This is a genomic window from Streptomyces sp. NBC_00122 (genome assembly GCF_045160845.1).
Classification (GTDB): Bacteria; Actinomycetota; Actinomycetes; order Streptomycetales; family Streptomycetaceae; genus Streptomyces.
On sequence record NZ_CP108191.1, the window covers coordinates 5639937 to 5653726 of the forward strand.

General features: G+C 74.2%; 12 protein-coding genes and 1 pseudogene. 9 read left to right on the forward strand and 4 right to left on the reverse strand.

Annotated elements, in window-relative coordinates:
* Positions 1 to 111 precede the first annotated feature (111 nt).
* Together OG737_RS26040 and OG737_RS26045 are read left to right on the forward strand one after the other, a co-directional pair.
* The gene (locus tag OG737_RS26040; protein WP_328928621.1) at positions 112 to 696 is read left to right on the forward strand and encodes an adenylosuccinate lyase; all 585 of its coding nucleotides are present in this window, start codon (positions 112 to 114) and stop codon (positions 694 to 696) included.
* A 194-nt stretch (positions 697 to 890) separates the two neighbouring features.
* The gene (locus tag OG737_RS26045; RefSeq protein WP_328928622.1) at positions 891 to 1316 is read left to right on the forward strand and encodes a hypothetical protein; all 426 of its coding nucleotides are present in this window, start codon (positions 891 to 893) and stop codon (positions 1314 to 1316) included.
* A 76-nt stretch (positions 1317 to 1392) separates the two neighbouring features.
* Here the strand turns inward: OG737_RS26045 and OG737_RS26050 are convergent, their stop codons facing one another.
* From OG737_RS26050 to OG737_RS26060, 3 genes and pseudogenes are all read right to left on the reverse strand, one after another.
* Positions 1393 to 1821 carry a RidA family protein gene (locus tag OG737_RS26050; RefSeq protein ID WP_405922051.1) on the reverse strand — a complete coding sequence of 143 codons (429 nt, stop codon included), beginning with the start codon at positions 1819 to 1821 and terminating at the stop codon, positions 1393 to 1395.
* 24 nt (positions 1822 to 1845) lie between these two features.
* Complete coding sequence (locus OG737_RS26055) at positions 1846 to 3408, reverse strand: alpha/beta hydrolase (protein ID WP_405922052.1); 1563 nt, start codon at positions 3406 to 3408, stop codon at positions 1846 to 1848.
* A gap of 112 nt (positions 3409 to 3520) precedes the next feature.
* Positions 3521 to 3820 (reverse strand): annotated as a pseudogene (locus tag OG737_RS26060) (radical SAM protein); the annotation flags it as partial.
* A gap of 741 nt (positions 3821 to 4561) precedes the next feature.
* Here OG737_RS26060 and OG737_RS26065 point away from each other — a divergent pair.
* The 4 genes from OG737_RS26065 (at position 4562) to OG737_RS26080 (ending at position 9480) form a co-directional block, all read left to right on the forward strand.
* Positions 4562 to 5005: an SRPBCC family protein gene (locus OG737_RS26065; protein ID WP_328928625.1), complete on the forward strand. Its 444-nt coding sequence runs from the start codon at positions 4562 to 4564 to the stop codon at positions 5003 to 5005.
* Between the two features lie 261 nt (positions 5006 to 5266).
* The gene (locus OG737_RS26070; RefSeq protein ID WP_405922053.1) at positions 5267 to 6103 is read left to right on the forward strand and encodes a M55 family metallopeptidase; all 837 of its coding nucleotides are present in this window, start codon (positions 5267 to 5269) and stop codon (positions 6101 to 6103) included.
* Between the two features lies 1 nt (position 6104).
* Entirely contained in the window at positions 6105 to 7481 is a 1377-nt protein-coding gene (locus OG737_RS26075) for a M20/M25/M40 family metallo-hydrolase (RefSeq protein ID WP_328928627.1), read from the forward strand.
* Positions 7482 to 7494: 13 nt separating this feature from the next.
* A complete protein-coding gene (locus OG737_RS26080) occupies positions 7495 to 9480 on the forward strand; it encodes a prolyl oligopeptidase family serine peptidase (RefSeq protein WP_328928628.1) in 1986 nt (661 codons plus the stop codon).
* 1 nt (position 9481) lies between these two features.
* On the opposite strand, the gene OG737_RS26085 is transcribed toward OG737_RS26080, so the two are convergent.
* Positions 9482 to 10192 carry a hypothetical protein gene (locus tag OG737_RS26085; RefSeq protein ID WP_405922448.1) on the reverse strand — a complete coding sequence of 237 codons (711 nt, stop codon included), beginning with the start codon at positions 10190 to 10192 and terminating at the stop codon, positions 9482 to 9484.
* 43 nt (positions 10193 to 10235) lie between these two features.
* On the opposite strand from OG737_RS26085, the gene OG737_RS26090 reads away from it, so the two are divergent.
* The 3 genes from OG737_RS26090 (at position 10236) to OG737_RS26100 (ending at position 13787) form a co-directional block, all read left to right on the forward strand.
* A complete protein-coding gene (locus OG737_RS26090) occupies positions 10236 to 10790 on the forward strand; it encodes a GNAT family N-acetyltransferase (protein WP_328928629.1) in 555 nt (184 codons plus the stop codon).
* Between the two features lie 37 nt (positions 10791 to 10827).
* A complete protein-coding gene (locus tag OG737_RS26095; RefSeq protein WP_405922054.1) occupies positions 10828 to 11727 on the forward strand; it encodes an arginase family protein in 900 nt (299 codons plus the stop codon).
* 89 nt (positions 11728 to 11816) lie between these two features.
* Entirely contained in the window at positions 11817 to 13787 is a 1971-nt protein-coding gene (locus OG737_RS26100; RefSeq protein ID WP_328928631.1) for a DUF5107 domain-containing protein, read from the forward strand.
* The last annotated feature ends 3 nt before the right edge of the window (positions 13788 to 13790 follow it).

Here is a 13790-nt window from a genome sequence, read left to right on the forward strand (position 1 = left end):
CAGAGCGGGGAGATGTGACCTGTACCGCCCAAATGTACCGATCATCGATCATCGATCATCAATCACTGCGAACGGCCCGTGGCGGCGGCTCCGCCCGCCTAGGGTGGCCGGGTGAACGACGTGCTGGAGCGCCTGCGCACGGAAGCCGGACGGTCGCCGGAGTACGAGGCGCTGCTCGCGGCCGGCCCCGACGGCCTCGCGGCTTCCCTGACCTCCGCCGGGCTGCCCCTGTGGGCCCGCGAGCTCGCCGCGTACCGGCTGGGGCTGGCGGGGGACCGCCGCGCCTTCGAGTCGCTGGTGCTGCTCCTCAACCACCGGGACCCGCCTCGCTGCGCGGCGGCCGCCGAGGCGCTGGCCGTCCTGGGCGACCCACGCACCGCCCGCGCCGCCGCGGCCCTCGCCACCAACAGCCTGCGCACCGCCTACGCCCTGCAGCCCGTCCGGCTGCTCACCGCCCTGCGCGCCCCGGAGTCGGCCCCGGCCCTGATGGCCACCCTGTCCCGGCTGCTCTCCCCGCACGACCCGTACTGGCGGATCGCCCTGGCCTGCGTCGAGGGTCTCGGCGCCCTCGCCGACCCCCGGGCCCGCGAACTCCTGACCCGCGCCCAGTCCCACCCCCGCCTCGCGGTGGCGGCGACGCAGGCGCTGCGCGGCCTCCCTCCCGGCCAGGCCGTTCCCCTCGGGTCATCCGGCTGACCGGCCGGGCACTGGTCGTCGCCGTTGCCGGCCAGCCGCCGGCCGGTGCGGGGGCGTCCGGGAGAGCGGTCGCCGGGCCGATCGGAACCATCACAAGTGGCCTTTCTGTGGCGCGAATTGACGATCAGTCGCGGGGCCGGATCGACCCGTGGATAGGGTTGGGATCATCCCAACTAGCCTTGTGGAGACGGAACATGCGCATATCTGCCCTGTCTGCCGCCCTCGCCGTGACGGCCATGACGCTCGCGGGATCGGTGACTCCGGCCACGGCCGAGCCGACGGTCAGCACGGTCACCCTGGACGCCGGTGCGGGCCTCCACCACAGCACCGGGACGGTGCTCTATGAGCACGTCGACGGTGAGGTGAACTCCATCAAGATCATCTCCGCGCAGGCGACCGGCGGTACCCACGACTGCGCCTGGGTGCAGTGGAACGACCCGAAGGCCGGCGGGGACGGCTGGAGCCCCCTCATCTCCGAGCCCGGGTGCTACGGCAGCACCGTGGGCGAGACGCCCAACATCGTCATCAAGGCCCCGGCCGGTCATCCGCTCAAGGTGCGCCTGGCCGCCTACCACTTCGACAGCGCCGAGGTGAAGCACAAGGACATCGCGAAGCTCTAGCCGGACGGCGCGGCGACACCGGACCGCCGGCCGGAGCGGATCCGGTGTGGCCGGCCGGGTCCGGCGGCCGGGGAGGCTAGTGCCGCCCGGCCTCGGGTACCACGGCGAACGCTTCCACCTCCAGCAGGAGTTCGGGGCGGAACAGGGCCGAGACCTGGACCGCCGAGGAGGCCGGGAGGCGGTCCGCGGGGATGACGGCGTCGCGGGCGGCCCGTACCGCCGGGAGGTGGGCCACGTCCGTGACGAAGTAGGTCAGCTTCACGACGTCGTCGAAGGTGGCCCCGGCCGCCGCCAGGCACCGGCGCAGGTTCTCGAACACCTGCCGGGCCTGGGCGGCGGCGTCGCCCTCGCCGACCACCTCGCCCCTCTCGTCGAACGCGCACTGACCGGAGACGGCGACGAACCGCCCGGTGCCCCAGACGACGTGGCTGTATCCGGTACCGGGACTGACGCCGTCCGGGGCGTGGACGCGGGTGAGGTGGCCGTGCTCGGGCGTAGTGGTCATGGGCACGATCCTGCCCGGTGAAGATCAGCCGCGGAAGCCCAGCAGGCCGTGCAGGGCGGCGCCGCCCGCCGAAGGCGGGACCGCGCGGGTCGCCGCGGCCGGCTTCGGCGCCTCCTGGGCGGCGCAGACGGCGTCCGAGGCCTTGCCCGTCCTCAGGTACGCCGCGACCTTCTCGTCCAGGCACTTGTTGCCGCTGAGCGCGATGCCGTGGTTGCCGCCGCCCTCCTCGACGACCAGGGCCGAGCCCTTCAGCTTCTCCCGCATGCTGAGCGCGCCCCCGAACGGCGTCGCCGCGTCCTCCGTCGCCTGGAGCAGGAGGGCCGGCGGAAGGTCGGCGTTCGTCACGTCCGGGGCCTGGAGCGGCTCCGTAGGCCAGAAGGCGCACGGGGCGTTGTACCAGGCGTTGTTCCAGGTCATGAACGGAGCCTTGGCGTGCGTGCGCCACATGTCCGCCCGCCACTGGTTCCAGTCCTTCGGCCAGGCCGAGTCCCGGCACTGCACCGCTGTGTAGACGCTGTACCCGTTGCCCGCGGAGGGCTCCACCGCGCCGAACCGCTCGTACGCCGCCACCAGCGGCTTCGGGTCCTTCTCCACCGCGTACGCGGCGAAGGCCGCGGCCAGGACCGGCCAGTAGCCGTTGTAGTAGCCGCCCGGCATGAAGGTGTCCTCCAGTTCGGACGGGCCCACCTTGTCGCCCGCCGGCGTCGCGCGCAGCTCCTCGCGCACGGCGTACCAGCGCTGCTCGACCTCCGCCGGGTCGGTGCCGAGCCGGTACGTGGCGTCGTACTTCGCCACCCAGGCCAGGAACGCCTTGTGGCGGGCGTCGAACGCCTCGTCCTGGGCCAGGTTGTCCTCGTACCAGATCCCGCTCGGGTCGACCACGGAGTCCAGGACGAGCCGGTGCACCCGGTCCGGGTGGAGCTTGGCGTACACCGCGCCGAGGTAGGTCCCGTACGAGTAGCCGAAGTAGCTGATGCGCTGTGCGCCGAGGGCCGTGCGCAGCAGCTCGATGTCCCGGGCGGCGGAGACGGTGCCGACGTGCGGGAGTACGTCCGCGTGCTTGGCCTGGCAGGACTCGGCGAAGGACCGTACGCGGTCCAGGTTGGCCTGCTCGCCGGCCGCGTCGCGCGGTACGGAGTCGGGCCGGACGGGGGAGAAGTGGCCGGTCGCACAGTCGAGCACGGGTTCGCTCTTGCCGACCCCGCGCGGGTCGAAGCCGATCACGTCGTACTGGGCGGCCACGTCCTTGGGGAGGGCGGAGGCGATGAAGCCGGCCAGGCCGCGGCCGCTGCCGCCCGGGCCGCCGGGATTGACCAGCAGCGGTCCGGCGGAGGTGGCGGCGGTGTGCGGGACCCGGGTCAGGGCGAGGGTGATCTGGCGCCCGGTGGGCAGGTCGTGGTCGAGGGGGACCTTGAGGGAAGCGCACTGGAGCGTCGGGTAGCGGGGGGTCGCGCAGTCGGTCCAGCGCAGCGGTGCCTGCTTCGGCGCGGGGGCGGCCGGGGCGGCCGTGACCGGGCCCGCGAGGACGGCGGCGACGGTGGAGATCGACAGCAGGACAGCGGCGCGTTTCTTCAAGGGGTGCAGCATGGGGCCTCCCAGCCGAGGGTTCTGGGCGGAATCGTCCCGGAAACCGTGACGGGAAGGCGGGATTGGGCCGCCTATTGGCCCGATGTGATGACCTTGCGGGGGGTCGGGGGCGTCACAGGAGGGTGAGCTGCGTCGGCGCGGCGCGCACCGGCCGCTCGGGGGCGGTGATCGGGCGGGCCGCTCCGCGGCCGCTCGGGCCGATGCCGAATTCGGCCGCCAGCTCGTGGACTTGGCGGGTGATCTGCGGCTGGCACCGGGTGGGCGCGTACGAGCCGCCCGCGTACATCCGCTCGTACCGCTCGACGAGGTGCGGATGGTGCTCGCCCAGCCAGGCCGTGAACCACTCGCGCGCCCCGGGCCGCAGATGGAGTACCAGGGGTGTCACCGAGGTGGCGCCGGACTCGGCGATGGCGCCGGCCCGCACCTCGTGGAAGGTGATCCCGCGGAACTCCTGGGTGTCGAACGTGCGGGTCACGACGGCGTCGGCCCCGAAGAGGGCAGCGCTCCGCCCCGGCCCGTCGGTCAGGTTGTCCCAGCGCATGGCGCCTCCCTCGGGTAGTTATCCGCCCGAGAATAGAACAAACGTTCCCATGATCGTGCGGGTCAGGGCAGGGCGGGGTGGTTCGGGTAGACGGCGGGGCTCGACTCGGCCTCGTACGCCCTGGCGGAGGATGGCGTCATAGCCGGTGGCGCATCCGCGGCCGGCTGAGTCATCGGCGGCGCAGGCCCATGCGGCGCCGGGAGCGTGAGGTGTCGCCGTGGCCGCGGTCGCGCTGGAGGTCAGTGACAGGGCCCCTGCGGTCGGGGCGGTGGCGGCAGTGGCCAGGACGAGACGCCGGATGCGGGTGCCGCGCATGGGGTACCCCTTGTGATCGGGCGGTGACCGCACGAGTCGGCGCGGTGTGGGGATCCGTCTTCCGTCGGGCCCGAGGGCGGCGGCCGCGTCATGCCGCTCGATGTCGTGGCGTGACACCTCCCCGTTCAGGGTGTGCGGCCGTCCGGACGTGCCCCCCCCGGGACGCGCTCCTCGTACGCGTCCGCCGCCGCCCGCGAACCGGAGCGGCCGGTGGTCGTGCGGACCGGATTTGGGCGCCCGCCCCTGAGGTGGTTGGCTTCGCGGTGACGAGCGGACACAACTGCTGGAGGAACAGCTATGGCGCAGGTCGAGGCCACCACGGAGCGGATCATCGCAGCCGACGCGGAGACCGTGTTCGACGCGCTGGCGGACTACGCCGGGACCCGGGGGAAGCTGCTGCCCGAGCACTTCAGCGAGTATGAGGTGCGCGAGGGCGGCGACGGCGAGGGCACCCTGGTGCACTGGAAGCTCCAGGCCACGAGCAAGCGCGTACGGGACTGCCTGCTGGAGGTCAGCGAGCCCACCGACGGCCAGCTGGTGGAGAAGGACCGCAACTCCTCCATGGTCACCACCTGGGTCGTCACCCCGGCCGGCGAGGGCAAGTCCAAGGCCGTCGTCTCCACCGTGTGGAACGGCGCCGGCGGCATCGGCGGCTTCTTCGAGCGCACCTTCGCCCCCAAGGGCCTCGGGCGCATCTACGACACCGTGCTGGCCAACCTGGCCGCCGAAGTCGAGGCCTGAGCCCGGACGTTGCACGGTTCCTAGGGCCTGCCGTCACATTCCCGTCGTCGCCCGCGGGGCAGACGGGAATGTGACGGCAGGCCCTAGCGGCTCACCGGATCGGGTGGAATTCCCCGGCCGAGGTGAGCCGCCGGAAGCCGGGCGTGGCCCCGGGCCGGGGCGGGCCCGGGCGGCTAGGCTGGATGCCCGCGCGTGCCGCCCGCGACGCGCGCGACCGAGCGCGCGCCACCGCCCGCGCGCGACCGACCGCCCGGGGGCCCGATGAAGATCCTCATCTCCGCCGACATGGAAGGCGCCACCGGGGTCACCTGGCCTGCGGACGTGCTGCCCGGGACGCCGCAGTGGGAGCGCTGCCGGTCGATGTTCACCTCCGACGTCAACGCGGCCGTCCTCGGCTTCTACGACGGAGGCGCGGACCAGGTCCTCATCAACGAGGCCCACTGGACCATGCGCAATCTGCTGCTGGAGCGCCTCGACGCCCGCGCCGAGATGCTCACCGGCCGCCACAAGTCGCTCTCCATGGTCGAGGGCGTCCAGCGGGGAGACGTCGACGGGATCGCCTTCGTCGGCTACCACATGGGAGCGGGCTCCGAAGGGGTCCTCGCCCACACCTACCTCGCCAACTCCATCACCGGCGTCTGGCTCAACGGGATCCGCGCGAGCGAGGGGCTGCTCAACGCCCACGTCGTCGCCGAGTACGGAGTCCCGGTCATCCTGGTCACCGGCGACGACCTGACCTGTGTCGACGCCGCCGGCTACGCCCCGGACGCGGTGACCGTCGCGGTGAAGGACCACGTCTCGCGCTACGCCGCCGTGTGCCGGACCCCCGCCCGCACCGCCGCCGACATCCGCGCCGCGGCCAAGGAGGCCACGGGCCTCGCCGGCCGGCGCGTTCCTGCACCCGGCGGCGGTCCGTACACCGTGGAGCTGGAGTTCGACGCCGAGCACCTGACGATGGCCGCCACCGTCGTCCCGGGTGCGGAGCGGTGCGGCGAGCGCAGGATTTCGTACACGAGCGAGACGATGTACGAGGGGATCCGGACCTTCAAGGCGGTCACGACGGTCGTCTCGGCAGCCGTGGAGGAGCAGTATGGCTGACATGCCCGCAGTCACCACCCAGGTTCCGGCCCAGGTGCAGGACCGTGCCCCGGACGACGCCGTCGACCAGGCCGCCCTCGACGAGGTGGTCGAGTTCACCTCCGGCCTCATCCGCATCGACACCACCAACCGGGGCGGCGGCGACTGCCGTGAGCGCCCCGCCGCCGAGTACGCCGCCGAGCGGCTCGCCGCCGCCGGACTGGAGCCGGTCCTCCTGGAGCGCACCCCCGGCCGCACCAACGTCGTGGCCCGGATCGAGGGCACCGAGCGCGGCGCCGAGGCACTCCTGGTCCACGGCCATCTCGACGTGGTCCCGGCCGAGGCCGCCGACTGGAGCGTGGACCCCTTCTCGGGGGAGGTCCGGGACGGCGTGGTCTGGGGCCGCGGCGCGGTCGACATGAAGAACATGGACGCGATGGTGCTGGCCGTCGTACGGGCCTGGGCGCGGGCCGGGGTGAAGCCGCGCCGGGACATCGTGATCGCCTTCACCGCCGACGAGGAGGACAGCGCCGTCGACGGCTCCGGCTTCCTCGCCGACCGGCACCCGCACCTCTTCGAGGGCTGTACGGAGGGCATCAGCGAGTCTGGCGCCTTCACCGTGCACCCCGGCCCCGGACAGCCCGCCCTCTACCCGATCGCGGCCGGTGAACGCGGCACCGCCTGGCTGAAGCTGACGGCCCACGGCACCACCGGGCACGGCTCCAAGCCGAACAGGGCCAACGCCGTGAGCCGCCTCGCCGCAGCCGTGGCCCGGATCGGCGCGTACGAGTGGCCGGTCCGCCTCACCGGCACCGTCGTCGCCTGCATCACCGAACTCGCGGCGGTGCAGGGCCTGTCGGTCGACCCCCGGGCCCCCGGCTTCGACCTCGACCAGGTCCTCGGCCGGATCGGCCCGGCCGCCGCCCTGCTGGAGGCGACCGTACGCAACAGCGCCAACCCGACGATGCTCAGCGCCGGTTACAAGCTCAACGTGATCCCCGGCCAGGCCACCGCCTACGTGGACGGCCGGATGGTGCCGGGCGGCGAGGCCGAGTTCATCGCCACCCTCGACGCGCTCACCGGCCCGGACGTCCGCTGGGAGTTCCACCACCGCGAGGTGGCGCTCGAAGCCCCGGTGGACGGGCGGACGTACGGGATCCTGCGCGAGTCCATCGAGCGGTTCGACCCGGACGGGCACGTCGTGCCCTTCTGCATGGCGGGCGGCACCGACGCCAAGCAGTTCTCCCGTCTCGGCATCACCGGCTACGGCTTCTCCCCGCTGAAGCTGCCGCCCGGCTTCGACTACTGGTCCCTCTTCCACGGTGTGGACGAGCGGGTCCCCGTCGACGCCCTGCACTTCGGGGTCCGCGTCCTCGACCACGCGCTGCGGACTCTGTGAAGGGGACCCTGTGATGGAGGTCGTGCCGACCCGGCCCTACGGGAGCTGGCCCTCTCCCATCGACGCGGAGCTCGCCGCCTCGCTCGACGGCCGGCCCGAGTACGTGGGCACGGTCGGCCCCGAGGTGTGGTGGACCGAGCCCCGGCCGCAGGAGGGCGGCCGCCGGGCCCTGGTGCGCCGCCCCGCGGACGGCGCACCCACGGTCACGGCGCTGCCCGCGCCGTGGAACGTGCGCAGCCGGGTCACCGAGTACGGCGGCCGCCCCTGGGCCGGAGCCGAACGGGCCGAGGACGGGCCGCTGCTCGTCTTCGTCCACTTCGCCGACCAGCGGCTCTACGCCTTCGAGCCGGACGCGCCCGACGGCGGACCGCGGCCCCTCACCCCCGTCTCCGGTGTCGGCGGCGGACTGCGCTGGGCCGACCCGGTGCTGCGCGGCGGCGAAGTCTGGTGCGTGCTGGAGGAGTTCACCGGCCCCGCCCCGACCGACGTACGCCGGGTGCTGGCCGCCGTACCGCTGGACGGGTCGGCGGCACAAGACCGGTCGGCGGTGCGGGAGCTGACCGACGACCGGTACCGGTTCAGCACCGGGCCCCGGCTCTCCCCCGACGGGCGCAGCGCGGCCTGGCTGGTGTGGGACCACCCCCGGATGCCCTGGGACGGCACCGAGCTGCGGCTCGCCGAGGTCACCGCGGACGGGACCCTCTCCGGGCCCCGAACCGTGCTCGGCGGCCCCGACGAGGCCATCGCCCAGGTCGAGTGGACGGCCGACGGGACCCTCCTCGCGGTGAGCGACCGCGGCGGCTGGTGGAACCCGTACCGCGTGGACCCGGGGACGGGCTGGGCGGTCAACCTGTGCCCCCGGGAAGAGGAGTTCGGCGGCCCGCTGTGGAAGCCCGGGCTCTCCTGGCTCGCCCCGCTCCCCGACGGGCTCGTCGCCGTCCTGCACGGGCAGGGCTCCTCGGTGCTCGGCATCCTCGACCCCGAGAGCGGGGACCTGGTGGACGCGGCCGGCCCGTGGACGGCCTGGCAGCCGGCCCTCGCCGTCAGCGGCACCCGCGTCTACGGGGTCGCCGCGAGCCCGCGCAGCGCGTACGAGGTGGTGGAGCTGGACACGGCCACCGGGCACGCCCGGGTGATCGGCGCTCACGGTGCGGACCGGGTCGCCCCGGCCTACTACCCGGAGCCGCAGAGCCGGACCTTCCTCGGGCCCGACGACCGGGAGATCCACGCGCACGTCTACCCGCCGCACCACCCCGCGGTGCGCGCCCCGGCCGACGAACTGCCCCCGTACGTGGTGTGGGCGCACGGCGGACCCACCGACCACGTCCCGCCCGTACTCGACCTGCACATCGCCTACTTCACCTCGCGCGGCATCGGCGTGGTCGAGGTGAACTACGGCGGCTCCACCGGCTACGGCCGTGCCTACCGGGAGCGGCTGCGCGAGCAGTGGGGCGTGGTCGACGTCGAGGACTGCGCGGCGGTGGCGCGGGCGCTGGCCGCCGAGGGCACCGCCGACCCGGCCCGGCTCGCCATCCGCGGCGGCAGCGCGGGCGGCTGGACGGCGGCGGCCTCGCTGGCCGCGACCGACCTGTACGCCTGCGCGGCGATCATCTACCCGGTGCTGGACCTGCTCGGCTTCGCCGAGGAGACCCACGACCTGGAGTCCCGCTACATCGACAGTCTGGCCGGACCGCCGCAGACCCTCGCCGTACGGTGCCGCGAGCGCTCGCCGGTGGCTCGCGCCGACCGGATCACGGCCCCGTTCGCCCTGCTCCAGGGGCTGGACGACCCGATCTGCCCACCGGCCCAGGCGGAGCGGTTCCTCGCCGCCATGCAGGGGCGGCAGGTACCGCACGCGTACGTGACCTTCGAGGGCGAGGGGCACGGCTTCCGGCGGGCGGACACGATGATCCGCGCGCTGGAGGCCGAACTGTCGCTGTACGCCCAGGTCTTCGGTATCGAGCGCACCGACGTCCCCCGGCTGGAACTGTGGCTCTGAGTCAGGCGGTGTGCAGCCAGACGCGGAGCGGGCCGAGCGGGGTGAAGCCGGCGCGTACGGCGGCGCCGAGGTCGTCGCCCGTCTCGTAGCCGACGACCGGCAGGTCCGGCCAGCGGGCGGTGATCGCGGTGAGGGCGCCCGTCCAGGCGGCGTCGGTGTCGGCGTCGTCGTGCGCGAAGAGGTTGGACAGGCCCACCACCGGGTCGCCGCCGCGGTTCGCGACGGCTCCCGCCACGATCCGGCCGTCGGCGCGGCCCGCCAGGAAGGCGACGTCCTCGCCCAGCAGGCCCGGGTGGAACAGTCCGGTGCACTCCTCGCCGTCCCAGGCGGCCTCCCAGGCCTCCAGTTCGTCGGCGGTGGTCACCTCGGACCACTCCAGCCGCGAGCCCGCGGCCGCCGGGGCCCCGGCCGGGCGGTGGATCCACCGGGCCTCGAAGAGCACCTCGAAGCCGTCCGAGGCCAGGTCCAGGTCGGCGAAGCTGTCCTTGACCGAGCAGCCGGGGCTGTCGGTGTCGATCGCGTCGACCAGCCCGGCCGCCGAGGCGCCCGGGGCGATGGACACGGCGTCGGGGTAGAGCGGCGGGGTCCGGCGCGCACTCGTCCAGACGCCCGGCGCGAACGTGCCGGCCGGTCCGTGGCCGCGCACGACGGCGTCGCACCATTCGGCGTTGTTGCGTGCCGCGGCGAGCAGGAGTTCTTCGGTATCCCGGATCGTGATCACCGGGGGATCCTGCCACACCGCCTAGCCTGGCGCGATGAGTATTTCCGCGTACCTCCGCGAAGGCGACCGGGTGGGCCTGCGGCCCTTCCGGCCCGCCGACGGGCCCGAGTTCACCGCGCGCGTGCGCGAGAGCCGCGAGCTGCACCGGCCGTGGCTGTTCCCGCCCGCCACCATCGAGGAGTACGAGCCCTACGCGGCCCGGCTGACCGACGGTGACGGCCGCGCCGGGTTCCTCGTCTGCGAGCGGGGGACCGGAGCCATCGCCGGGTTCGTCAACATCAACAACATCGTGCGCGGTGCCTTCCGGTGCGGAGCCCTCGGCTACGGAGCCTTCGTGCACGCCGCCGGCCGCGGGCTGTTCCACGAGGCCCTGCGCCTCGTCCTCGCGCAGGCCTTCGCCCCGGCCGGGCAGGGCCTCGGCCTGCACCGCCTGGAGGCCAACATCCAGCCCGGCAACACGGCCTCGATCGCGCTGGTCCGCGGCGCCGGATTCCGGCTGGAGGGGCTCTCCCCGGCCTTCCTCCACGTCGACGGGGCCTGGCGCGACCACGAGAGGTGGGCCGTGACCGCCGGAATGCCGCTGCCGTAGGAGGCATTCCGGCCCGGTATCGAGGCAGGATGGATCCATGCGATCCCTCGTGCTCCTCGACGCCCCGTCCAACCTCGGCCTGCGCCCGCCCGCGCCCGGCACCGTACCCGGCGTCTACAAGCTGGCCGGGGCCCTGCGCGAACGGGGCCTGCTGGCCCGGCTCGGCGCACGCGAGGGCGGGGTGGCGGTCCCGCCGCGGTACGACCGCGGCGACTGGAAGGAGGGCGACGGCGTCTTCCACGCCGACGCCCTGGCCGCGTACACGCTCCTCCTCGCCGACCGGATCGAACGGCACCTGCGGGAAGGTGAGTTCCCCGTCGTGCTCGGCGGGGACTGCTCCATCCAGCTCGGGGCCTCGCTCGCCATGCGCAGGCTCGGCCGGTACGGACTGGCCGCGATCGACGGCTCCGCCGACTTCCGCCACCCCGGCAACGAGGCCGTGAACGGGCCGGTCGGCGCCGCGGGCGGGGAGGAGCTCGCCCTCGCCACCGGGCGCGGGCAGGCCGCCCTCGCCGACCTGGAGGGCCGGTCGCCGTACCTGCGGGACGAGGACGTGCGGCTCTTCGGCATCCGGGACGGGGACGGCGACCTCCCGGAGCTGCGCGCGGCCGGGATCCGTACCGCCACCGTCGGGGAGATCCGCGAGCACGGCGCCGGGCCGGTGGCCCGGGCGGCGCTGGACGGGCTGCACCCGCCGGTGACCGACGGCTTCTGGGTGCACCTGGACGCCGACGTGCTGGACCCGAGTGTCATGCCGGCCGTGGACAGCCCCGACCCCGGCGGCCTGCTCCCCGGTGAACTCGCCGAACTTCTGGGTGTGTTGGTGAGCTCCCCGCGCTGTGTCGGGATCAACGTCACGATCTACGACCCGGACCTGGACCCGGACGGCCGTGCGGGCGCGCTGCTGGCCGACCTGGTCGTGGGCGCCTTCGCGTAGGCCTTCGAACTGGCCTTTGCGTAATCCTGACCGGTGGTGATCCGCGGAACCCCTGTGCACCGGCCGCCGTGGCGTGTTCCATTTCCCTCATGGCCACCACCGTCCGCCGCGCCGTACTGACCCTCCCCGCAGCCCCGTTGGGCCCCGAGAACCCGCTGCCCGCCCTGCGCGCGCCCGACGGGGTGCACGCGCTGGACGATCGGTCGCGCGACGGGCTGCCGCGCGACATGGCGCGGCAGATCGGGTACGAGCCGCTGCGTTCGCTGCTGCCCGTCCGGATCCGGGACGGCTACCGGCGGGAGCGCCCGGAGCGGGAGTTCGAGTCGATCGTCATCGAGAACGAACACCTGCGGGTCACCGTGCTCCCGGGCCTGGGCGGGCGCGTCCACTCGCTCGTGCACCTGCCCACCGGGCGTGAACTGCTCTACCGCAACCCGGTGTTCCAGCCCGCCAACTTCGCCCTCAACGGGGCCTGGTTCTCCGGCGGCATCGAGTGGAACACCGGCGCCACCGGACACACCACCCTGTCCTGCGCCCCGCTGCACGCCGCTCTCGTCCCGGCCCCGGACGGTGGTGTGATGGTCCGGCTGTGGGAGTGGGAGCGGCTGCGCGACCTGCCCTTCCAGGTGGACCTGTGGCTCCCGGAGGACTCGGAGTTCCTCTACGTCGGTGTGCGCGTGCGCAATCCGCACGAGCGCCCCGCGCCCGTGTACTGGTGGTCCAACATCGCGGTCCCCGAGGACGCGGGCACCCGCGTCCTCGCCCCCGCCGACGAGGCCTGGAACTTCGGCTACGAGCGCTCGCTGCGCCGCGTCCCGGTCCCGGAGTGGGAGGGCGTGGACCGCACGTACCCGCTGCGCAGCGAGTATCCGGCCGACTTCTTCTACGAGGTCCAGGACGGGGCCCGGCCCTGGATCGCCTCCCTGGACGCCGACGGCCGGGGGCTCGTGCAGACCTCCACCGGACGGCTGCGCGGGCGCAAGCTGTTCGTGTGGGGCGCGGGCGGCGGCGGCCGCCGCTGGCAGGAGTGGCTGACCGATCCGGGCACGGGCGGCTACGCGGAGATCCAGGCCGGGCTGGCCAGGACCCAGCTGGAGCACGTCCGGCTGGAGGGCGGGGCGGAGTTCAGCTGGCTGGAGGCGTACGGGCCGCTGGCCGCGGAGCCCGCGGCGGTCCACGGGGCCGACTGGGCGGCGGCCCGCGGCTCGGCGCAGCACGCGCTGGAACGCGTACTGCCCCGGGAGCGATTGGACGCGGCCTACGAGGCGTGGCGCGGCCGCGCCGACAGCGAGCCGGGGGAGCGGCTGGCGACGGGGTCGGGGTGGGGCGCGCTGGAGGTGCTGTGCGGCGGCTTCAAGCTGCCGGGCACCCCCTTCGAGGAGGCCACGCTCGGTGAGGCCCAGCAGCCGTGGCTGGAGCTGTGGCGCACGGGGGTCTTCCCGGCCCCGCGCCGGGTGGCTCCGCCGGGGCCGAGCCTGGTCGCCGCGCACTGGCGGGACATGCTGGAGACGGCCCCGGCGGAACCGCTGACCGAGTACCACCTGGGCGTGGCGCAATGGCATGCCGGTGACGTGGCCCAGGCGGTACGGAGCTGGGAGCGCGGGCTGGCGCTGGCCCCGTCGCGGTGGCCGCTGCTGCGCTGCCTGGCGGTGGCGGACGCGCTGGCCGGCGACCCGGCGCGGGCGGCCGACGGGTACGCGGAGGCCTTCGACGACCTGGCCGGGGAGAGCCGGGGCAGTGAGCCGTGGACGGCTGCGGAGTCCGCGCTGGGTCAGGAGGCGATGGCGGCCCTGCTGGCCGCGGGGCGCCTGCCCGGGGCCCGGCGGGTCTGGGACCGGCTGCGGCCCGCCCTGCGCGAGCACGGCCGCTTCCGGCTCCTCGCTGCCAGGCTGCTGGCGGCGGAGGGCCATGTGGCCGCGGCCCGGCGGGTCTTCGAGGACGGCTTCGAGATCCCGGACCTCCGGGAGGGCGAGGAGATCCTGGGCGAGGTCTGGTCGGCCCTCACCGACCGGCCGCTGCCCGCGCGATACGACTTCCGGATGCGGCCGCCGGTGGGGTGACGC